This is a genomic window from Bacillus cereus group sp. MYBK245-2, from assembly GCF_051916145.1.
GTDB classification, from domain to species: Bacteria; Bacillota; Bacilli; order Bacillales; family Bacillaceae_G; genus Bacillus_A; species Bacillus_A pacificus.
Map to the genome: position 1 here is coordinate 655,378 of NZ_JBQAGB010000001.1, position 21,547 is coordinate 676,924.

A 21,547-nucleotide genomic window follows, 5' to 3' on the forward strand; every position below is an offset into this window, starting at 1 on the left:
CCTACTTTGCATAATAAATCAATTGTTGCGACGATTCATCAATCATCACTTGTTGATTATATGCTAAAAAGTCTAATTGTCCAACCGTTTCTGAAATAGTAAGTGGCAATTGTTCCTTATACAATACCGGAAATAGTTTTACACATACTTCAAATGCTGTCATTGGTTTTTCCTTTAATAACTCAAGCACTTTAAATGCACGTGTTTCTTGCTTTTGTAATCTCGTTTCAATAAGTTGTTTCACATTTAGAACATCTTCTCCATGTCCTGATAAAATGCGTGAAATATTCATTTCACTTAAACGCTTTAACGTTTGATTATATTGTAATAACGGGCGCGCCCTTTCTGTTTGTCCTTCATATGGTGGTTCTAATATTGGATTCGAAGAAATATGACTAATGAGAGCATCCCCTCCAATTAGTATTCCATCAGATTCTCTATATAATGAAATATGAGTGGAAGCATGACCCGGTGTTTCAATTACTGTAAAACCAGGCATTGAATCAATACGATCTCCCTCTCTCACAGTATGCGTTAGCGATCTATTACAAGAATATTTCAGTGTCCTTGTCGTCAATAACGCCTCGTCTTTCAAAAATGCTGCTGGAACACCAAATTGTAAAGCCGTCTCTCTAAAAAACTCATGATATCGCTTTAAAAATTCTGGATTTTGCGTGATCCACGGCTCATTCCAAGGGTGTCCAATAATGTTCGTCTTCTCAGAAAATATATTTAAAAGCCCACAATGATCCGCATGATGATGCGTAATAACTACTGTTTTAATATCTTCTATCGTATATCCTAATGTACATAACTGACTTTCTAACGCATTTCTTGCCTCTTCTGTATTCGTCCCTGTATCAATTAATGTTAATGTCTCCCCCTCAACTAAAAACACATTCACAGTTTCAACTGCAAATGGCACAGGAATCTCCATTCGGTGAATCGCCTTCATGCTTAGCCCCCCTGTCTCTTTCCGGTTCAAAAATGAATACTTCTTCAGTTTACAACTTCCTTATATATTTGTCATTATTTTCAGATAAAAAGAGGTGTTTCCTAGAAAAAAACGAATGTATGTACATTTATAAGAATTTCTAACCAAAATTAAAGGAGGAACATCATGTCTATTCAAAACATTTCCTTTCTCGGTGCAGGCTCTATTGCTGAAGCGATTATTGGTGGCTTGTTACATGCAAATGTTGTGAAAGGCGAACAAATTACTGTAAGTAATCGTTCTAATGAGACAAGGTTACAGGAGCTACATAACAAATACGGTGTCAAAGGTACACATAATAAAAAAGAACTACTTACTAATACAAATATTCTTTTTCTAGCAATGAAGCCAAAAGATGTTGCAGAAGCGCTTACCCCTTTTCAAGAAGACATACATAATAACCTGCTTATTATTTCGTTATTAGCAGGTGTTTCTACTCATTCAATTAGAAATCTACTTCAAAAAGACGTTCCGATTATTCGTGCCATGCCAAATACATCTGCAGCTATTTTAAAATCAGCTACTGCTATCTCACCTTCAAAACATGCAACAAAGGAACATATTCAAACTGCCATAGCTTTATTTGAAACGATCGGTCTCGTCTCTGTTGTAGAGGAAGAAGATATGCATGCTGTCACTGCATTATCCGGAAGCGGGCCTGCTTATATTTATTACGTAGTAGAAGCGATGGAAGAAGCTGCAAAAAAAATCGGTTTAAAAGAAGATGTTGCAAAGTCACTTATTCTCCAAACGATGATTGGTGCTGCTGAAATGCTAAAAGCAAGTGAAAAACACCCGTCTATTTTGCGAAAGGAAATTACCTCTCCTGGTGGAACGACCGAAGCGGGCATTGAAGTATTACAAGAACACCAATTTCAACAAGCGCTTATTTCTTGTATTACACAGGCAGCGCAACGATCACATAATCTTGGGAAAACGTTAGAACAGTTAACAAAAGAAAAATAAATAATGGAGCTCAATCTTACTTGAGCTCCATTTTTTATAAACATATATTTTTAGTTATTCGTCTTCCCAAAAATCTCTTCTTGCAGACGGCGACCAGTCGGTGTTGCTGCAAGTCCACCTTCAGCTGTTTCACGAAGTGCTACTGGCATCGTTTGTCCGATTCTAAACATCGCCTCAATTACTTCATCACATGGAATAGTACTCGTTACACCAGCTAATGCTAAATCAGCTGAAATCATCGCATTTGCAGCTCCTGCTGCATTACGTTTTACGCAAGGTACTTCTACAAGTCCTGCAACAGGATCGCATACTAAACCAAGCATGTTCTTTAATGAAATTGCCATCGCTGTAGCTGCTTGCTCTTGTGTTCCACCAGCCATTTCAACTGCAGCTGCAGCTGCCATTCCACTTGCTGAACCAACTTCAGCTTGGCATCCTCCCGCTGCACCAGAAATACAAGCGTTATTCGCAACAACCATACCGAAAGCTCCTGCTGTAAATAAGAATTCAATCATTTCTTCACGTGTAGGCTGCAATTTTTCTCTTAGTGCAAATAGTACACCTGGCACTGTTCCAGCAGACCCTGCTGTTGGTGTTGCACAAATAATTCCCATCGCTGCGTTTACTTCATTTGTTGCAACAGCTTTACTCACTGCGTCCAAAATCGTATCTCCAGATAAGCCTTTTCCACTCTTCATATACGCCTGAACTTTTACAGCATCTCCACCAGTTAAACCAGTTGGTGATTTCACTCCGCGAATACCACGTTCTACTGCTTGCTCCATCACGACTAAGTTCTTTTCCATACCAGCAATTACTTCTTCACGTGAAATACTTCTTGTTTCCATTTCACATTGAATCATAATTTCTGCGATTTTTACATTTTGTTCTTTAGCTTGCGCCACTAGTTCCGCTGCGTTCCGAAACATGGTGTGTCCCCCCTGCAATTATTCCATAATAGTTACTTGACAAATATTTTGTTGCGCTTTTATTTCTTCAATCACTTCATCTGCTAATATTTCATCTGTTTCGATGACCATAAGCGCTCTTCTTCCTTTTTCTTTACGAGAAACACTCATTGTACTAATGTTAATCTCGTGTTTCGCAAGGATTGAAGCTACTGCTGCAATAGCACCGAAGCGATCGTTATTTACAATAAGTAGTGCTGGACTCGTGCCTGATAATTGAAGATCGAATCCGTTTAATTCTACAACTTCAATTTTACCGCCACCAATTGAGCAAGCAACAACTTCAATTTCTTCTTCACCTTTATACAAACGAATTCTTGCTGTATTTGGGTGAGGTGCATTGGCATCCTCTTCAATGAATTCCACTTCAATTTCGCGCTCTTTTGCTATCTCTAGCGCCTCTGGAATACGTAAGTCATCTGTTTCAAACCCTAATATCCCACCTATTAGCGCTACATCTGTACCATGCCCACGATACGTCTTTGCAAATGATCCATATAATGAAATGCTTACTCTTTCTGGTTCATGACGAAACAGCTGGCGAGCAACTTGCCCCATTCGTGCTGCGCCTGCTGTATGTGAACTTGATGGACCAATCATAACTGGACCGATAATATCAAATACTGAGCGATACTTCATCATAACTCCCCCTAAACCTCTATGAAAAAATTTTTTACTATTCTATTAAGCTACCAAATCGGTTGCTTTTCCAGTTGTACTACGAATTTGTTCCGCTATACGAATTGGATCGTTTTTGAATAACAATGAAACAATCTATCCTGAAATAATACTAGTTGTCATAATAAATAAGAAACTTAGCATTACCTTCATTTAAAAATAATATAAGCTAATCCACAATAAAGTCTGGTAGCAATCCAAAGTTTAACACAGAACCACTTACAAGGATAGCATAAACAAGTGAAACTATAATCAGCGGGAGTTTTGTCCATTCCCAATAATTATTAGCCCACAACAATCGTGCTTTTACGAGCAGTTATCTCTCGCTTAAATTCCTCGCATTCGCGAATTTTGAGGTAGAGTCTTACTGCCCATTAAAGTGGGATAAATTATAATCTGCCCTCATTATAACTTGTTTTTAATAAAACGCTTACTTTTAATGAATTTTAAAAGTTCTGAATAAAAATCCATTTTTGCTATTTGTATCATTCGTATGTCGTCTGACTTATATAACAGTTTTTCTAAATAATCGATACTATGTATTTTTATCCTATATTTTCACATCATTAAAACTTTCTGTTTCATCTAATATAAGCATAAAATGATAACAGTTTTATTTTAATTTTTTTAGAAAAAAAAATGGCAACCTCTCGTCGCCATTTTTTCATATCATTATTATCTTTCTACTGGAAATGATTTTAAATCCGTTGCTATTTCTGTATTAGAAAATAGCTCTCTTGCCTCTTTCAATAATTCCTTATACGTATCCCCTTGATAACGAGAACTAATATGAGTCAATATTAATCGTTTTGCATTTGCCTGAAGTGCAATACTCGCAGCTTGCTTAGATGTGGAATGAAAATAATCATACGCTTGTTGTTCATCTTCTGCCGCAAAAGTTGCTTCATGAACTAGTACGTCAGCGTCTTGTGCCAGCTCTCTACTCGCTTCACAAAATCTTGTATCACCTAAAATGGTAATAATTCTTCCTTTTTGAGGTGGGCCGATAAAATCTTGTCCGTTTAGTATCGTACCATTTTCCAATTCAACCACTTCTCCATCTTTTAAACGCTTAAAGAGTGGACCTGGTTTCACACCCATCTCCAGCAATTTATCGACTAAAAGGGCGCCTTGTATATCTTTCTCTATAATACGATACCCAAAACATTCAATACCGTGTGACAATCTTTTCGTTTCCACATGAAATTCATTATCTTCAAACACGGTACCTTCTTCTGTTATCTCAACAATTTCAAGTGGGTATTTTACATGTGTCGTACTTACTGATAATGCTACTTCAATAAATTGTTTAATTCCTTTTGGTCCATACACTGTTAAAGGTGTAGTCCCTCCTTGAAACGAACGGCTTCCTAATAAGCCAGGCAATCCAAAAATATGATCACCATGTAAATGCGTAATAAATATTTTTTCAATGCGGCGTGGACGTACTGATGTATGTAATATTTGATGTTGCGTCGCCTCGCCACAATCAAATAACCAAGTTTGTCCTCGTTCTTCTAACAATTGCAAAGCAATTGCTGAAACGTTCCTTCCTTTCGAAGGAACACCTGCACCAGTTCCTAAAAATACAAATTCCACTTTCTTTCCTCCAGCTCTTTATATAATCTACCTTTCATCTTACGGAATGTTATTTCAAATGGCAAATCGAATTTACATAACCAATCATCTAGACAACTATATATCACGAACATTATACTCAAAAAGTTTGGATATCGTTCGTGTTTTATGTTAAAATGATTATACTACATTTTAAGGGAGCGTTTTATTATGAAAGAAGCATTTCGTTTACAAACTGATTTTTCATCTTCATTTGATCGCTGGGTAAGTTCTTTCGTGTCTGATCACCCAGCACAATTAGAATGGACGACTTTGAAAGAGTTAATCCATGAATATACAACAACACATACAAATGATTCGTTACCAACATATATTTCTTCAGCTTTAACATATTATGCACAACGCGTTTCAACTGCAAACAGTTCAGAGATTGTTATTTTTGAAAATGTTACAATCTCATAATCTATAACAAAAAGCACTGTGATCAGTGCTTTTTATTTATGTTCATTACAATATTTATTTTCCAACCTTATTTCAAAAAAACTCCGCTTATTTCCTACTATATAGCCAAGATAAATCTATTTGAGTTTTCAAAAAATATGTTGACACTACAAAATTTCAGTGCTAACATTCAACATGTAATTGAATATGGTCTCTGTTAGGTGAGGCTCCTGTATAGAGAAACGCTGCTGCCCAAAAATGTCGAGAGACGCCAATGGGTCAACAAGAAAGGTCGGAATGAAGGCCTTTTTTAACGTAGCTGGTTTCAGTACCTATGCTATACAGTGCTAAAACTCAACGAGGGAGAGGTGCATGTATTTTGTCATACACAAAAACTGTTTTGATTTATGCTTACTAACAGTCTTTGTTGTGGACTCTTTTAACTGCGAATTCAGACCTTTACTCGTTTTGAGTAAAGGTCTTTTTACGTATATATGCACCTTACTATGAAACAAACATAGCATATTCAGAAACTACTAAATTGTACGGAGGTGAGGAACAGTTGGCAATTGATGATTCGGCCCAGATACCCATATGTTTTAAGTTAATATTTCATCATGTAGGTAGGAAAGAAACTGTTCCTCCTAATTTTAAATAGTCGAGTAACAGCTTGTTTCCTCCTTCATGAAAAAGGAGGAACTACCGATGTTAAATTTACAAAGACAAGAAACGAAACATTCATACGATCAAGATTGTATGAAAACAAATCACAAATTATTAGTGGAAGTCGCAACGCAGGATGCAAACAAAGCGTTACGACTTTTAGAAACAACAGAAAATGGACTCTCTAAAGAAGAAGCGTCTCGTAGACTTTCTTTATATGGCCTTAATGAAATAGCTCATAATAAAACATCACCGTGGTACATTCAATTTCTGCTGGCATTTAAAAATCCATTTATTTTTGTTTTATTAGCCCTCGGCGCACTTTCTTTTTTCACAGATGACATACAAGGAACGATTGTCGTATCTGTAATGGTAATGCTAAGTGCAACGATTCGCTTTTTACAAGAATTTCGTTCTCAAAAAGCTGCAGAGCAGTTAAAGGCTATGGTTCGAACAACAGCGAGTGTCTTTAGAATAGATGGATTTGTACACGAAACAAAAAATGTAAAAATTTTAAAGCAAACTGATACAACGGAAATTCCAATTGAGGAACTTGTACCTGGCGATATTATTTCACTTTCAGCCGGAGACATTGTTCCAGCTGATGTGCGTATTTTATCGGCTAAAGATTTATTTGTGAACCAATCTTCTTTAACAGGAGAAGCACTTCCTGTAGAAAAATACGAAAACTGCTACCATACAGAAAATAAACATCTATTACCGAAAAGCACGAAAAAAAATTACAATCCACTCGATATGGAAAATCTTTGCTTCATGGGGACAAATATTGTAAGTGGTAGCGCAAGAGCGGTTGTCATCTCCACAAGTACCGATACGTATTTTGGCTCTTTAGCAAATAAAGTAATCGGTAAGCGCGTAGAAACAAGCTTTGATAAAGGTGTAAACAAAGTAAGCTGGCTTTTAATTACATTCATGCTTATTATGGCACCTATCGTTCTTCTCATTAACGGATTCACAAAAGGGGATTGGCAAGAAGCTTTCTTCTTCGCTATTGCAATCGCAGTTGGTCTAACACCTGAAATGTTACCAATGATTGTGACTGCTAATTTAGCTAAAGGTGCCGTTAACATGTCTAAACAGAAAGTAATTGTAAAACAGCTGAATTCTATTCAAAATTTAGGTGCTATGAACATTCTTTGTACCGATAAAACAGGAACTTTAACAGAAGATAAAGTTGTACTTGTTCGGCACTTAGATCCTAATGGTAATACATGTAATCGTGTATTACACTTTGCCTATTTAAATAGCTTCTATCAAACAGGATTGAAAAATTTAATAGATAAAGCTGTTATAAAACATACAGAAGAAAATCAAAAATTTGATCCATCCGTTTTTCAAAAACTAGATGAAATTCCATTTGACTTTGCTCGTCGGCGTATGTCCGTCATTGTAAAAAACAATTCAGGTGAACATACAATGGTCTGTAAAGGGGCTGTAGAAGAAATTTTATCTATTTGCAACTACACTGAAATAGATGGCAAAATTGCTTCTCTTACCGATGACATGCGCTTACATGTAAAACAACTAAGTGAGACTTTGAATAGTGAAGGTATGCGCGTTATTTCTGTAGCTTATAAAAAAAATAGACCAACAAATAATAAAGAGTACGCCGTACAAGATGAAAATGATATGATTCTCGCTGGATATATTGGCTTTTTAGATCCACCGAAACCATCTGCCGCTACTGCCATTCAAGCATTACAAAAACATGGTGTACAAGTAAAAATTTTAACTGGTGATAACGAAATCGTGACAAAAAAGGTATGTAAAGAAGTTGGATTAAATATTGGCGAGCCTATCCTTGGTTACGAAATCGATGCTTTACCTGATAAAGCATTAGCAAAGCTAGCCGAAGAAACAACTGTTTTTGCTAAACTAAATCCAATGCAAAAATCTCGCATTATACGAGTATTACAAGGAAACAGACACACTGTAGGTTATATGGGAGATGGCATTAACGACGCCGTAGCGTTACGGGAAGCTGACGTTGGCATATCTGTTGATACTGCAACTGATATTGCAAAAGAGTCTTCCGATATTATTCTACTTGAAAAAAGCTTAATGATATTAGAAGCAGGTATTTTAGAAGGACGCACTACATTCGGTAATATTTTGAAATACATTAAAATGACAGCGAGCTCTAACTTCGGAAATGTATTTAGTGTGTTAGTAGCAAGTGCCTTCATTCCTTTCTTGCCGATGCTTGCCATTCACCTTTTAATTCAAAACTTACTTTATGATATTTCACAACTGTCTATCCCATGGGACAAAATGGATAAAGAATTTTTAGAAAAACCAAGAAAATGGGATACTGCAAATTTACGGAACTTCATTATTTGCATCGGTCCCATTAGTTCCATATTTGATATCATCACCTATGTGGTCATGTGGAACGTCTTCGGTGCAAATACAGCTAGCGAACAATCATTATTCCAATCTGGTTGGTTTGTCGTTGGATTGCTAACACAAACTTTAATTGTTCACATGATAAGAACACAGAAGATTCCGTTTATTCAAAGTACTGCATCAGTACCGGTTCTTTTATTAACCGCTTGTATTATGGTAATCGGAATTTATATTCCATTCTCGCCACTTGGAGCAGCCGTTGGATTACAAGCATTACCACTTAGCTATTTCCCTTGGTTAATAGGAATACTATTAGGCTATGCTTTCTTAACACAGTTCCTAAAAAAAATTTATATTAAAAAGTTTCATAGCTGGTTATAAAAATGAGAATGAGCGGGTGCTTCCCGCTCATTCTCAAAAACATAACTTGGACTTATATGTATGGAGGTGACCATGATGGTATGGTATGACATTGTACTAAGATTATTTATTGCAATTATTGTAGGTGCTTGCATCGGAATGGAACGACAATGGAGACATAGGATGGCTGGGCTACGGACAAATGCTCTCGTATCACTTGGTGCCTGTATATTTGTTTTATTATCCGTCATGATTGATCACGATGCTAGCCCTTCACGTATTGCCGCTCAAGTCGTCAGTGGGATTGGTTTTTTAGGAGGCGGCGTTATTATCCGCGATGGTTTTAGTATTAGGGGGCTTAATACTGCGGCTACCTTATGGTGCGCAGCTGCTGTTGGTACTCTTACAGGCGCTGGTTTCCTCATTGCAGCTATATTAGGTGCAGCTGGTGTTTTACTAGCAAACATACTACTTCGCCCAATCGCTCTCTTTATGAATCAAAAAGTATGTATACAAGCGACATTACACTGCAACACAAATACAGCAGTCTTAATTGAAAAAATAGTGAGCAGAATGCTATTAGAATCTGGCGTTACTGCAGCTGGTTGGAAAACTTCATTAGATTTAGAAGCAAGTTGAACATAAAAGGTGTCATGATATTTACAGCTTCATGACACCTTCTACATAAACTTATTTTCTAATTTTTGCTGAAAAGACTTTTCTTGCTTACGTAATAATTGACTACCTCGTTGTAAAAGCGGCATTCCATACTTATCATTAATTTGATCAATGACAGCAAGTAGCGGCTCTTCTTTCGCATCTTCTTCAAATGAAAACAAATCTAATTGCTTCACCGATTCAGTCTTCCACTCTATTTCAGTAGCTGTAACACCTAATAAACGAACGGAATCGCCGTCCCAATGTTGCTTCCATAAACGAGAGGCCGCTTGAAAAATATCTCGTTCTTCCCAAATGGCATTTTTCAATTGCTTACTCCTCGTTACTGTCCGCCTATCATGATACTTAATCATAATCTGAATATTATAGCTGACAAGAGTTCGCTTTTGTAATCTTTTACTCACTGATTTTGATAGCCTTTCTAACATATCAAGTAATTCTTTTTCTTCATCCATATCCTTTGAAAAAGTCATCGAATTACCAACGCTTTTATGTTGTCCCATTTGACTCGGATCAACTTCTCTATCATCCACACCTTTTGCCCTTCTTTGTAAATCAACACCATGCTTTCCAATTTTAGCGCGAATGATATGTTCATTTCCTTTTGCTAACTGTTCAATTGTTTGTATATGAATATCTTTTAATTTCTCAGCTGTTTTTTCTCCAATTCCATGCATCGCTCCAACCGGAAGTGGCCAAATCATTTCTGGAATATCTCGTTTTCGGAGCACGGTAATACCGAGAGGCTTTTTCATATCAGAAGCTGTTTTTGCTAGGAAAAGGTTTGGAGCAATTCCGATGCTACACGGCAACTGTAACTCTGTTAATAACGCTTGCTGAATCATCTTTGCTATTTCAAGAGGCGAACCGAGTGCGTAACAATCTGTAATATCTAAATATCCCTCATCTATTGATACTGGTTGTATTTTTTCCGTAAAACGGGAAAGGATTTGAAACATTTGAAATGAAGCTTCACGATATAATGTAAAATTAGGGCGCCTTACAACTAATTGTGGACATAACCTTTTCGCTTCCCAAAGTGGCATCGTTGTACGTATTCCATATTCTCTCGCCTCATAACTACATGTTATGATAATTCCTTTTCTTTCTTTTTCATTTCCAGCAACTGCTAACGGCTTCCCCTGTAATGATGGGTCATGAGCAATTTCAACAGATGCGAAAAAACAATTCATATCTACATGTAAAATAACACGACCTTTTTTGGGATACATTTCTCGCATAGTACTCACCCCTAATCAGAACGTTCGTTCTTTTATTATATCAAATTTCGCACAATAATTATAATCATTACTTGTTCTTTTCTATCATATTTATTGCTATAATTTAAATAAAGTGGATATATTTGTAATCAGGGGTGATTATTATGAAATCGACTGATAAACTCAATTATACGTTTCTCGTAATTATACTAATCGTCGCAATCAATTATTTACTTCTTCCTATTTTTGATATGAACATAGCTGGTTTTCTCCCTCGCCTAGTCCATGTAGTAACAACTTACATACTGCCATGGATTTTCTTATATTGGCTTATCCGCCTTGTAAAAGCAATCGAATCAAAATAAAAAGCGTGTAAATCAGTTGTGATTTACACGCTTTTTCTATTACATTACTTCGCTACTTCTTCAATAATTGCAACAACTAATTCTGCTGTTTTTGCTAATTCTTCAACAGGAATCTTCTCGTTTGTTGTATGAATTTCTTCATAGCCAACTGCTAAGTTAACTGTTGGAATACCGTGTCCTGCAATTACGTTTGCATCACTTCCGCCACCACTTTGGTGAAGAGAAGGTGTACGACCAATTTTTTCAGCTGCACGTTTTGCAACTTCTACAACGTGATCGCCATCAGCAAATTTAAATCCTGGATACATAACGTTTACTTCAACGTCTGCTTGACCGCCCATTTCTTTTGCAGTTGTTTCAAATGCTTCTTTCATTTTCGCAACTTGTGCTTCCATTTTTTCATTGATTAAAGAACGCGCTTCTGCAAAGATTTGCACATGATCGCAAACGATATTCGTTTGTGTACCACCTTCAAAACGTCCAATATTTGCAGTTGTTTCAGAATCAATACGTCCAAGTGGCATCTTCGCAATTGCTTTCGCTGCGATAGTAATTGCAGATACACCTTTTTCTGGTGCTACACCAGCGTGAGCTGTTTTTCCGCGAATAATTGCATTCACTTTCGCTTGTGTTGGAGCTGCAACAACGATTTCACCAACTTTTCCATCGCTATCTAATGCATAACCGTATTTCGCTGTAATGCGCTCACGATCTAATGCTTTTGCACCAACAAGACCAGATTCTTCTCCAACTGTAATAATAAATTCAATTGTACCATGAGGGATATTTTTCTCTTTTAAAACACGGATTGCTTCGAACATTGATGCTAATCCTGCTTTATCATCCGCACCTAAAATTGTAGTACCATCTGATACGATATATCCATCTTTAATAGAAGGCTTAATTCCATTACCAGGAACTACTGTATCCATATGAGAAGTAAAGTAAATTGTATCAACACCATCTTTTGTTGCTGGTAATGTACAAATTAAGTTACCTGCACCATGCCCAGTAACAGCCATTGTGTCATCTTCAAATACTTCTACACCTAAATCTGTAAATTTCTTTGTTAATACTTTGCAAATTTCTGCTTCAAATTTCGTTTCAGAATCTACTTGTACTAATTCCATAAATTCATTTACTAAACGTTCTTGATTAATCATAAGACTGCGCCTCCTGCACTACCATTATGTATGTAACACTGTTAATTATAACAGAATTTCGCAAAAGTTTCGAAATACAAGACAAAAAACAGACGGTTTATATGTCTAGATAACCATCTGCTTTCTATTACTCATTTAACAATACCCAGCGCATATGATCTTCCCACACTCCATTAACCATTAACATCTTCCTAGACACGCCCTCATACTGAAAACCTATCTTCGTCACTACTTGTATAGATGCTAAATTTCGTGGCATAATCGGTGCTTCTATACGATGTAATTGAAATTCCTCAAAAGCAACTTGAATCGCTTTTCTAAGCGCTTCTGTCGTATAACCTTTGTTTAACTCTTCCTTATCTAATTTATAGCCGAGTACACAAGATTGGTAAATTCCACGAACAATTAAATTAAATGAAATACATCCAATTATTTTCGTATCATCACCTTTTTTAAAAATCCAAAGCCTGATGATTTTACCTTCTGCGATCTCTTTTCTATCCTTTTGTAACTTTTTCTTTTGATAATCTAACGTAAAAAAATCATCCGGTCTATACTCTTCCCAGGCTTTTAAAAATTCACGATTTCTGTCGTAATATTGAAGAACTTTTTCAGCATACGACTCATCAATTTCCCTTAAATGTAAACGATTTGTTTCATATATTTTCATCATCGTATCTCCATTCTTCAGCTTGCATAACAAAAAACTTATACCCTATCATTCTTATATATTCTCTACGTACATACAAATTTCCTGTTATACTTTACACACACTTCTCGAATTTTGTCATTTCTCTCCCCCTTGTCCACAATATCATTTCTCGTTACAATGATATTGTACTGATTTGCAAGGAGGTTTAACGATGCATAAAAAAGCTCAAAAAGTTATGATTTATGTAATGCTAATTTCTATGCTTGTAACAACATTACTTGCTGGCGCAAGTATGTTTTGGTAAAAAGGACGTTCTGTTCGTCCTTTTTTTGCTTTTTACACATAATAAAATAAACCATCTCGAAATCGAGATGGTTTATTTTATGTAAAGCACAATCGCTACAATACTAAAGGAAAATGACATTACAAGTGCTATCACAAAACTTGTATATTGTTTCTGCTGAAATGCCCCAATAACAAAAGTAAGATTAAGTAATGCCATACATACAATCGCTACAAGATAAGAACATATATTAAAAGTTGCCAATATGAATGTAATAATAAATAAAAATCCCATAAAAAACTGCATATACGAAAGTTTTGGATTCAAGTACATATGAGCAACTCCTTTATCTAATTTGATCTTTCTATACTCTCATTAACGCATGGTTATGTACACATGTCAAGACAACTTATTACAATAGAAAAAACCAACTTTTTCGTTGGCTTTTTCATATGCAATGGCTCCTTTTTCTTTTGCCAATTGCTGAAATGACTTTTTCGATTTTACAATCCACACTTTCGTTCCAATTGGAGTACGATCAAATAAATACTCCACATCATTTTTCTTCATTCTTATACACCCTTGTGAAATATACTTTCCAATTGAACTCGGTTGGTTTGTTCCATGTATTCCATATTTACTCCCATCAGTTCCTCGTGCATTAAATCCCATCCACCTAGATCCAAGTGGATTTTTCGGTGATCCCCCTGGAATATCCTTTGCAATATAATACGGATCCTTTGCTTTCATTACAATATCAAAAGTTCCCTCTGGGGTTAATTCATTTGTTTTTCCTGTCGCGACTGGAAAAACCTTTTGAATCTTCCCATCGTCAATATAAGCTAGTTTATTCGTCGCTTTATTTACAATAATAAAAGGATCACCGGCACGTGGATTATCACCAAGGGGCCAAATAGGCGATAAAGAAAGACATAATAGGAAAGAGAGAAGATACGGCATAAATAATTCCTACCTTCTATATAAGTTCTTTTATATTATCCTTTCCCTTAAAACGACTTTTAATGAGTAAATATTGTTCCATTTCGTATACAAGTTGAACAAGTTTCGCACGTATCTCAAATTCTTCACGTGTAGCCGGCAATGGCATCTCTCTAAATAATTCTCTCATTTCTTGAAGCTGTCTTAAAGAAATAACCCCGGTACTCTGAGGGCTAATAGCATTACTAATGTTTTCAACCACATCGGCAATCATGTCAGCTTGTTCATATGTCCACGATAAAGAAGCTGCTAACGGAATCATTCGCTCTAAAATTTCGAATTGTTGCATGCGCATATTAAAATAACGATAGTAATAATCATCTTCTCGCATAAATGCATTCTCAAGTTTCTTAAACGATAAATCTCTAGCTTCATTTAGCATCTGTTCAGTTTCAATAAGTTCTGCCCCGCTCCAACTACTTTCTCGATTTCGTAAATACACAACCATTTCAAACAAAATCGTTTTAAAATTACTTTCTATTTTATCTTGATACTCTTTTAGTTTATTTTCACTACTTGGCATATACATATTCACTAAGAGAGCCACGCTAATCCCTATCGTTAATATCGCAATTTCATTTCCAACAATAAGCCATGTAATTTGTTTCAATGAATATAGATGCATCACAATAACTGAACTCGTAACAATACCTTCTTGAATTTTAAGCATAACTGCAGTCGGAATAAATGTAAGTAATAATACGCTAATTGCTAGTGGTGTATATCCAATTGTCTCAAAAATACAAAATGCGAACACCATTGATAATACACAAGCTAAAAAACGATGTAACGATACTTGAAGTGATTTACGTTTCGTATTTTGTACACATAATATAACTAAAATACCCGCTGAACTATAAAATTCTAATCCTAATAACTGAGCAATAAAAACGGCTGCGCCTGTCCCTATTGCTGTTTTTACTGTACGGTATCCAATTTTGAACATAGCATTGCTCCTATATGTATAAACGTATTTACAGTTAGTATAAAAAAAGGATGACACAATGTCATCCTTTTCTACTTATTATTCACGTATACTTTACATATTACAATATTTTTTGTAAAAATTGTTGTGCACGCTCACTTTTCGGTGCTGCAAAAAATTCTGCTGGCGCACTATCTTCTACAAGTTTTCCACCATCTAAAAAGAGAACACGATCTGCTACTTCTTTTGCAAATCCCATTTCATGTGTAACAATTGCCATTGTCATTCCTGTCGTAACTAATGATTTCATAACTTCTAGCACTTCTTTTACCATCTCTGGATCTAGTGCTGATGTCGGTTCATCAAATAACATTACTTCTGGTTCCATTGCTAACGCTCTTGCAATTGCTACACGTTGCTTTTGTCCGCCAGAAAGACGATTCGGATACGTATCTTTTTTATCTAATAAGCCGACCTTTTCTAAAAGTTTTTCGGCTTTCTTTTCAGCTTCTTGTTTCGTTACTCCTTTTACATTGATAGGAGCATACGTAATATTTTCTAATACAGTCATATGAGGAAATAGGTGGAAATGCTGAAATACCATTCCGACATTTTCACGGACGTGCATAATATTCGTTTTCGGATTCGTTACTTCTTCCGTTCCAATCCAAATGTGACCATTTGTCGGTGCTTCTAACACATTCATACAACGTAAAAATGTTGATTTCCCTGATCCAGACGGTCCAATAATCGCTACTACTTCCCCTTTTCCAATCGTTGTTGTAATTCCTTTTAATACTTCGTTTTTTCCAAATGATTTATGAAGGTTTTCAATTTTAATCACTTTTCTTCATTCTCCCTTCAATTGCCTTCCCGACTAATGTAAGAATAATGACTAGCATATAATAAATGAGTCCAACAAAAAGTAATGGTTCAAGATATTTAAATGTCTCCCCGCCTACGATGTAAGCACGGCGCATTAAATCCGTTGCGCCTATTACTGTTACTACAGCCGATTCTTTCGTAAGTGTCGCAAACTCGTTTACAAGTGCCGGTAATATATTTTTTAAAGCTTGAGGAAAAATGATATTTCGCATCATTTTTCCGTATGGAATTCCTAAAGCCATCGCCGCTTCTGTTTGTCCTTTATCAACCGCTTGAATGCCGGCACGGATTACTTCTGACATATATGCACCTGAATTTAAGCTAAATGCAAGTACAGCTGCTAAGAATGCCGGTATTTCATAACCAATTATTTGCGGGACACCGAAATAAATAATCATTAATTGCAATACAAGTGGTGTACCACGGAAAATTGATGTATAAAGGTCTGCCGCTATATTTAACGCTCGTATTCTAGCAATTTTGCAAAGTGCTAATAACGTCCCTAAAAGAAACCCTGCTAAAGCTGATACTGCTACAATTTTCAAAGTAACTTCTAGACCTTTTAATATATACGGTATCGAAGGCGTAATCGCCGAAAAATCTAAGTTCATTCTTTTCATTCCCCTCACAGAAAAGTGAAAGGCAGCTTATTTTTCGCTGCCAAACCATTTCTTCACTAATTTATCCATTTCTCCATTTTCTTGCATTTTTTTAATTACTTTATTAAATTCAGCTGTTTTGTCACTGTTTTTCGGAAGGGCAATTGCTGCTCCTACTTCTTCTGGTGCTTCTTTAATTTCAATTCCTTGTAATTCTTTCATTTTTTCTAAATAATTTTTAGCAACTGTATCTTCTATAATTGCAGCGTCAAAACGACCAGCTTTAATTTCTTGTACGATTTCTGGTATACGGTCACGTCCCTCAACTTTGAAATCTACTTGTTTTTTAAATTCTGCTGCTTTCTCTTCTTGAATTGATCCTGTTTGTACCCCTACTTTTTTCCCTTTTAAATCCTCTACAGATTGAATGTTAGAATCCTTTTTAGAAACGACCATGTTTTTCGCAACGAAATAAATATCTGTGAAATCAACATTATTTTTACGCTCTGCAGTTGGCGTCATACCTGCCATTACGAAATCAACTTTTCCTGAGCTAAGAGATGCTAATAAACCACCAAAGTCCATATCTTTCACTTTCACTTCATAACCAAGTTCTTTTCCGATATATTTAGCAACATCAACATCAAAGCCGATAATTTCATCACTTTTTGAAGCTTCTACGTATTCATACGGTTTATAATCTGCTGAAGTCCCCATAACCAGTACTTTTTTATTTTTTCCAGTAGCCTTTTCTTCCCCATTACTACAAGCACTGAACATACTTACAATTAAAATAAGTGCAAACGATATCGATAATAACTTCTTCATCTTTCTTCCCCCTAATAATGTATATTTAAAAGTTTAATAGAATATTTATTCGATGTTTGTATTGTATCAGCACTTTTATTTTTATGCAATATATAAAATAAAAATAAATATAAAACAAGTGAAAATACAGTTATTAATGTATAAAAAGATGCATAAAATAACAAAACTATGCATCTCCCACAAATTTTAATACGAAATAAAAAAAGGCGGTACATCCACTTGAGTGTGGACGTACCGCCTTTTCATTTATTTTTATAAGGACTTATAATCAGTTGGGATGAACCACCTCTACTGATTATAGTTCTTCACAATTCTCTTCGAAATACGATTGTAGTTTTGCAATAACTTGCATCGGTTCATGACCTTCAATTTCATGACGCTCTACCATCGTTACAATTTTTCCATCTTTTAATAAAGCAAATGATGGAGAAGATGGTGGATACCCTTCGAAATATTCACGAGCTCTTGCTGTCGCTTCTTTATCTTGACCTGCAAACACCGTTACAAGGTGGTTAGGACGTTTATCATAATGTACAGAATGCGCAGCAGCAGGACGAGCAATACCGCCTGCACAACCACATACAGAGTTTACCATTACAAGTGTTGTTCCATTTCTTTTAAACGCTTCGTCTACTGCTTCTGGCGTCGTCAATTCTGTATATCCAGCAGAGACAATCTCTTCACGCGCTTGGCGGACAACATCATTCATAAAAAAGTTAAAATTAATCAATCTTTTCCCTCCTCTAAAACTACCTATTTGTATCTTACCAGTTAATGTTTATGAAATACAAGTAAGTTTACTTGTATTTCAGCATAGAAAAGGTGTTAGAGCTCTTGCTCTAACACCTTTTCTTAATGACCACGATGTTTTTGCTTTGCTTTTTGTACTTTGATTAAACGTCTTCTTTGTTTTTCAGCCTCTCGCTTCTCCTTAGATTGCACTTTCTTTTCTTGTTTATGCAGTTCATAAGATAAGCTAATTGCCTCTTGCGCCTTAGTAAAGCGGTTTACATTTACTTCTTTTGCAGCTTGTCGTATGATCCGCTTTATGTTTTTGGGACGCTGTTTTTCTTTCACTTCCACGCCACATTTTGCAAAGTGCTGAAAATACGCTAACATTGAACCGCTCACAAATATAAGCACTTCTTCGTCTGAAGGTTCCGTTCCAAAAATATACCTCGCTCCATACAACTTCCCTTTTTCTTTACATGTAATGATTCCAACAAAAAATTGGCCATCGTGATATACTGTCAAATCCATTGACAGCCCCCCCCTAAAAAAAATTAGAAATACGGGACATCCCGGAGGGGAAGGTTACTGACATGAAATCATGCGTCTGGACTACCAACCAGAACTGTGTTTTTGTATTTCTTTCACTATTATTATATCTTTTTTTCCATAATCTTCATATATTCACTAATCATTTTTTTATGCGACCCAACAATATAGTCAGGTAGTTCTGTTAGAGGGAAGAATTTAAGCTGAACCGCTTCTTCTTTGTTCATAACAAAATCTCCGTCGTATTCATCTGTATAATAAGCAGTCGTTACAGATTGAAATTCATCACCGTTTGCTAATTTTGTAAAATAGTTCGCTCCAGAAAACACATTGATTAATCGTAGGTTCTTCACCTTTATTCCTGTTTCTTCGTATACTTCACGAAAAGCAGTTTCTTCTGGTGATTCACTAAGCTCCATTAATCCGCCAGGCAGTCCCCATTTTCCGTAAGGCTCTGTTCTTTGTTGTAATAATACATATCTATTTTCATTTATAACAAGTACAACAGCACCAACTAAAATTAAAGGGCGATGACCAACTATTTTCCGTAATTCTTCTACATATCCCATCGTATCCCTCCTTTTTCGTTGTCCACACTATTGTATCATATGTATGAAACGACAAAATGCGTATATTTTTCATTTTTTTAACAAAATATTTATTTTATGTGCTTCATCTACTGTAGCTAACAAAATGGATTCAACTTCTGCGTTTTTCTCTAGAAATTCTCTCGCCCATTCTTCTGTTTTCCCTAATAAAGCAAGAACATCTTGCTGAATGCTCCCATCCTTTACTAATACAAAAGAAACTGGAGATTTTTTTCCCGCCACTTTTAGATCAAGTCGGGACACTGCCTCATATTCTGGATACCGAAATATAGAAACGACACCGTTCGCTTCCCATAATGCTAATTTGATCGTTTGAATATCGCTCACATTTCGCATACGAAGTTCTGAAAATAAATATTCCACGGTAATTCTCGCTTTTTTCAAATTGCTAAAATCAATGGAGCCGTTGTGTATAAGAATGATAGGTGCTGGCTCTAAAAAGCGTCTCCATCTATCCCATTTCAACATTAAAACTGAACTTATAATATGAAGTACAACGAGTATAAACGTTGTAATCATCGAGCCCATTAATCCTACTTTTTCATCAGACAATGCGTTAGAAATATTCCCGCCAAGCAATAACACCAATACAACATCTAAAAAGCGAAGTTGTGCGATGGACCTTTGCCCCATTGCTTTCGCAACTAATATTAAAAATATGTATGCTATAATAGCCCGAATAACCCATTCACTATTAGAAAGATGCCGTGCTCCCTCAAAAATATGCATATGCATCACTTTGCACTCCTTACATCCCAAACTGCTAGTCTGTTTTAGTTTGCAACGTTTATGCGTATATATGTAAAAAAGCTGGTTCGTTTAAAAACGAACCAGCTTTTTTTACTTAACGGAAAACATATACTTTTTATACGTTTTTCGTACCGATAATATGAGACCCATCATAATCATATTCGAGAACAAGGAACTTCCCCCATACGATAAGAAAGGTAATGCAATCCCTTTTACAGGCATTAATCCAACAATCATACCGATATTTTGGAATATTTGAACCGTTAATATCCCAATTGATCCAGCACATAATAATGTACCGAATAAATTATCAGCAGAATAACCGATAATAATTGTTCTATATAGTAGTAATAGGAACAAGAATACAACTAACGCTGCTACGATAAATCCACCTTCTTCAGCAATTGTAGCGAAAATAAAGTCAGTGTGTTTCTCTGGAATATAGACGCTTCCTTCCCGGAACCCTTTACCTTCCATGCCTCCACTACCTACAGCTAAAATCGATTGCTGTGTTTGATAACCTTGATCTGTATGTTCGAATGGATCTAACCAACCTAAAATACGTGATTGTTGGTGCGGTTTTAGTAACGTAACTAACTTATTAAAGAAGAAATCTTCATACCTTACGTAAATAAATATTAACGTAGATAATATGGTGACTGGAATAACTGTACATAACGCTATCAATTTCTTCTGAATACCTGACATAAATAAAATACATGCAATGGCAGCAGCGTATAAGAACACCATACCTGTATCCGGTTGGCTATATACAACAGCCATAGGCGGAAGGGATACTAGCATAATTTTACCTACTAGTTTTAAATCCGTTTGGAATGTCCTTGCCATATACTGCGCATTATGTTTCACTGCTATACTTGCTACTACGAGAAGCAATGAAATTTTGAAAAACTCAGACGGCTGAATTTGTCCAACTAGCGGAAATACAAACCATCTTTTTGCACCTAATTTTTCAGGTGTGAAAGTGGAAACCGGTAGTATTTTCAAAAGAATAAGTGAGGCAAACCCAACGATATAAAGTGGCCAAGACAATTTTTGCAATTGATCTAAGTCGATGCTTGCAACAAGTAATAACAAGACAGCTCCAATTATGTAGTTCAAACCCTGTTTCATCGCAAAGTTTGCATCTCCATATTGTCCTGTTTGCTGACTGCTATATATAGCAGCTATACTCGTAACACATAATGCACACAAAATTAAAATTAATTTTACATCTAAACTTTTTAAAAACTCGGTACTTCTTTTCATGACATCCTCCTGAAACATTGTTACAGCAAA

24 protein-coding genes, 1 pseudogene and 1 riboswitch are annotated in these 21,547 nt (G+C 35.9%); of the genes and pseudogenes, 6 read left to right on the forward strand and 19 right to left on the reverse strand.

Annotated features, from left to right (window positions below; translation table 11 throughout):
- Position 1: 1 nt before the first annotated feature.
- Positions 2 to 955, reverse strand: a complete 954-nt coding sequence (locus ACTFRN_RS03365) for an MBL fold metallo-hydrolase (protein WP_088106419.1) — start codon at positions 953 to 955, stop codon at positions 2 to 4.
- A gap of 165 nt (positions 956 to 1,120) precedes the next feature.
- On the opposite strand from ACTFRN_RS03365, the gene proI reads away from it, so the two are divergent.
- A complete protein-coding gene (gene proI, locus ACTFRN_RS03370) occupies positions 1,121 to 1,960 on the forward strand; it encodes a pyrroline-5-carboxylate reductase ProI (protein WP_000027269.1) in 840 nt (279 codons plus the stop codon).
- A 50-nt stretch (positions 1,961 to 2,010) separates the two neighbouring features.
- On the opposite strand, the gene sdaAA is transcribed toward proI, so the two are convergent.
- From sdaAA to rnz, 4 genes and pseudogenes are all read right to left on the reverse strand, one after another.
- On the reverse strand, positions 2,011 to 2,889 hold the full coding sequence (sdaAA, locus tag ACTFRN_RS03375) for an L-serine ammonia-lyase, iron-sulfur-dependent, subunit alpha (RefSeq protein WP_000489463.1): 879 nt from the start codon (positions 2,887 to 2,889) through the stop codon (positions 2,011 to 2,013).
- 18 nt (positions 2,890 to 2,907) lie between these two features.
- A complete protein-coding gene (gene sdaAB, locus ACTFRN_RS03380) occupies positions 2,908 to 3,567 on the reverse strand; it encodes an L-serine ammonia-lyase, iron-sulfur-dependent subunit beta (protein WP_000877446.1) in 660 nt (219 codons plus the stop codon).
- Between the two features lie 79 nt (positions 3,568 to 3,646).
- Positions 3,647 to 3,904: pseudogene (locus tag ACTFRN_RS03385) on the reverse strand (hypothetical protein).
- A 377-nt stretch (positions 3,905 to 4,281) separates the two neighbouring features.
- Positions 4,282 to 5,205, reverse strand: coding sequence for a ribonuclease Z (gene rnz / locus ACTFRN_RS03390; RefSeq protein ID WP_000397447.1), 924 nt, complete (start codon positions 5,203 to 5,205; stop codon positions 4,282 to 4,284).
- Positions 5,206 to 5,394: 189 nt separating this feature from the next.
- On the opposite strand from rnz, the gene ACTFRN_RS03395 reads away from it, so the two are divergent.
- The 3 genes from ACTFRN_RS03395 (at position 5,395) to ACTFRN_RS03405 (ending at position 9,654) form a co-directional block, all read left to right on the forward strand.
- Entirely contained in the window at positions 5,395 to 5,646 is a 252-nt protein-coding gene (locus ACTFRN_RS03395) for a DUF3932 family protein (RefSeq protein WP_014893524.1), read from the forward strand.
- 185 nt (positions 5,647 to 5,831) lie between these two features.
- Positions 5,832 to 5,999, forward strand: a riboswitch (M-box (ykoK) riboswitch).
- 331 nt (positions 6,000 to 6,330) lie between these two features.
- Complete coding sequence (gene mgtA, locus ACTFRN_RS03400; RefSeq protein WP_049112515.1) at positions 6,331 to 9,036, forward strand: magnesium-translocating P-type ATPase; 2,706 nt, start codon at positions 6,331 to 6,333, stop codon at positions 9,034 to 9,036.
- A gap of 75 nt (positions 9,037 to 9,111) precedes the next feature.
- Positions 9,112 to 9,654, forward strand: a complete 543-nt coding sequence (locus ACTFRN_RS03405) for an MgtC/SapB family protein (protein ID WP_124878199.1) — start codon at positions 9,112 to 9,114, stop codon at positions 9,652 to 9,654.
- A 41-nt stretch (positions 9,655 to 9,695) separates the two neighbouring features.
- Here ACTFRN_RS03405 and ACTFRN_RS03410 read toward each other — a convergent pair whose 3' ends face one another.
- Entirely contained in the window at positions 9,696 to 10,934 is a 1,239-nt protein-coding gene (locus tag ACTFRN_RS03410; protein ID WP_001208836.1) for a DNA polymerase IV, read from the reverse strand.
- Positions 10,935 to 11,077: 143 nt separating this feature from the next.
- Between ACTFRN_RS03410 and ACTFRN_RS03415 the strand changes: the two genes are divergently transcribed.
- The gene (locus ACTFRN_RS03415) at positions 11,078 to 11,278 is read left to right on the forward strand and encodes a hypothetical protein (RefSeq protein WP_000842873.1); all 201 of its coding nucleotides are present in this window, start codon (positions 11,078 to 11,080) and stop codon (positions 11,276 to 11,278) included.
- Positions 11,279 to 11,322: 44 nt separating this feature from the next.
- Here ACTFRN_RS03415 and ACTFRN_RS03420 read toward each other — a convergent pair whose 3' ends face one another.
- Both ACTFRN_RS03420 and ACTFRN_RS03425 read right to left on the reverse strand, forming a co-directional pair.
- Positions 11,323 to 12,441, reverse strand: coding sequence for a tripeptidase T (locus ACTFRN_RS03420; protein WP_000609810.1), 1,119 nt, complete (start codon positions 12,439 to 12,441; stop codon positions 11,323 to 11,325).
- Between the two features lie 127 nt (positions 12,442 to 12,568).
- Positions 12,569 to 13,114 (reverse strand): GNAT family N-acetyltransferase, encoded by a 546-nt coding sequence (locus tag ACTFRN_RS03425; protein WP_001993297.1) that lies wholly within the window; start codon positions 13,112 to 13,114, stop codon positions 12,569 to 12,571.
- A 190-nt stretch (positions 13,115 to 13,304) separates the two neighbouring features.
- Here ACTFRN_RS03425 and prli42 point away from each other — a divergent pair, with 190 nt between their 5' ends.
- The gene (gene prli42 / locus ACTFRN_RS03430) at positions 13,305 to 13,397 is read left to right on the forward strand and encodes a stressosome-associated protein Prli42 (protein WP_000549038.1); all 93 of its coding nucleotides are present in this window, start codon (positions 13,305 to 13,307) and stop codon (positions 13,395 to 13,397) included.
- A 72-nt stretch (positions 13,398 to 13,469) separates the two neighbouring features.
- Here the strand turns inward: prli42 and ACTFRN_RS03435 are convergent, their stop codons facing one another.
- From ACTFRN_RS03435 to ACTFRN_RS03485, 11 genes are all read right to left on the reverse strand, one after another.
- The gene (locus ACTFRN_RS03435; protein WP_000281165.1) at positions 13,470 to 13,709 is read right to left on the reverse strand and encodes a DUF3894 domain-containing protein; all 240 of its coding nucleotides are present in this window, start codon (positions 13,707 to 13,709) and stop codon (positions 13,470 to 13,472) included.
- A gap of 66 nt (positions 13,710 to 13,775) precedes the next feature.
- A complete protein-coding gene (locus tag ACTFRN_RS03440; protein ID WP_001146557.1) occupies positions 13,776 to 14,336 on the reverse strand; it encodes a L,D-transpeptidase in 561 nt (186 codons plus the stop codon).
- A gap of 16 nt (positions 14,337 to 14,352) precedes the next feature.
- Positions 14,353 to 15,321 (reverse strand): aromatic acid exporter family protein, encoded by a 969-nt coding sequence (locus ACTFRN_RS03445; protein WP_000472684.1) that lies wholly within the window; start codon positions 15,319 to 15,321, stop codon positions 14,353 to 14,355.
- 100 nt (positions 15,322 to 15,421) lie between these two features.
- Positions 15,422 to 16,144, reverse strand: coding sequence for an amino acid ABC transporter ATP-binding protein (locus ACTFRN_RS03450; RefSeq protein ID WP_000590225.1), 723 nt, complete (start codon positions 16,142 to 16,144; stop codon positions 15,422 to 15,424).
- Positions 16,137 to 16,796 carry an amino acid ABC transporter permease gene (locus ACTFRN_RS03455; protein WP_001046921.1) on the reverse strand — a complete coding sequence of 220 codons (660 nt, stop codon included), beginning with the start codon at positions 16,794 to 16,796 and terminating at the stop codon, positions 16,137 to 16,139. The genes ACTFRN_RS03450 and ACTFRN_RS03455 overlap by 8 nt, the downstream gene beginning before the upstream one ends.
- A 36-nt stretch (positions 16,797 to 16,832) precedes the next feature.
- Positions 16,833 to 17,612 carry a transporter substrate-binding domain-containing protein gene (locus ACTFRN_RS03460; RefSeq protein ID WP_000735475.1) on the reverse strand — a complete coding sequence of 260 codons (780 nt, stop codon included), beginning with the start codon at positions 17,610 to 17,612 and terminating at the stop codon, positions 16,833 to 16,835.
- Between the two features lie 295 nt (positions 17,613 to 17,907).
- The gene (locus tag ACTFRN_RS03465; RefSeq protein WP_001998211.1) at positions 17,908 to 18,321 is read right to left on the reverse strand and encodes a BrxA/BrxB family bacilliredoxin; all 414 of its coding nucleotides are present in this window, start codon (positions 18,319 to 18,321) and stop codon (positions 17,908 to 17,910) included.
- A gap of 143 nt (positions 18,322 to 18,464) precedes the next feature.
- Positions 18,465 to 18,872 (reverse strand): YjdF family protein, encoded by a 408-nt coding sequence (locus tag ACTFRN_RS03470; protein WP_049112511.1) that lies wholly within the window; start codon positions 18,870 to 18,872, stop codon positions 18,465 to 18,467.
- Between the two features lie 122 nt (positions 18,873 to 18,994).
- A complete protein-coding gene (locus ACTFRN_RS03475) occupies positions 18,995 to 19,459 on the reverse strand; it encodes an NUDIX hydrolase (protein ID WP_014481752.1) in 465 nt (154 codons plus the stop codon).
- A gap of 69 nt (positions 19,460 to 19,528) precedes the next feature.
- Positions 19,529 to 20,233, reverse strand: a complete 705-nt coding sequence (locus ACTFRN_RS03480) for a DUF421 domain-containing protein (RefSeq protein ID WP_000550967.1) — start codon at positions 20,231 to 20,233, stop codon at positions 19,529 to 19,531.
- 105 nt (positions 20,234 to 20,338) lie between these two features.
- A complete protein-coding gene (locus ACTFRN_RS03485; protein ID WP_000831185.1) occupies positions 20,339 to 21,517 on the reverse strand; it encodes an FtsW/RodA/SpoVE family cell cycle protein in 1,179 nt (392 codons plus the stop codon).
- Positions 21,518 to 21,547: the final 30 nt, after the last annotated feature.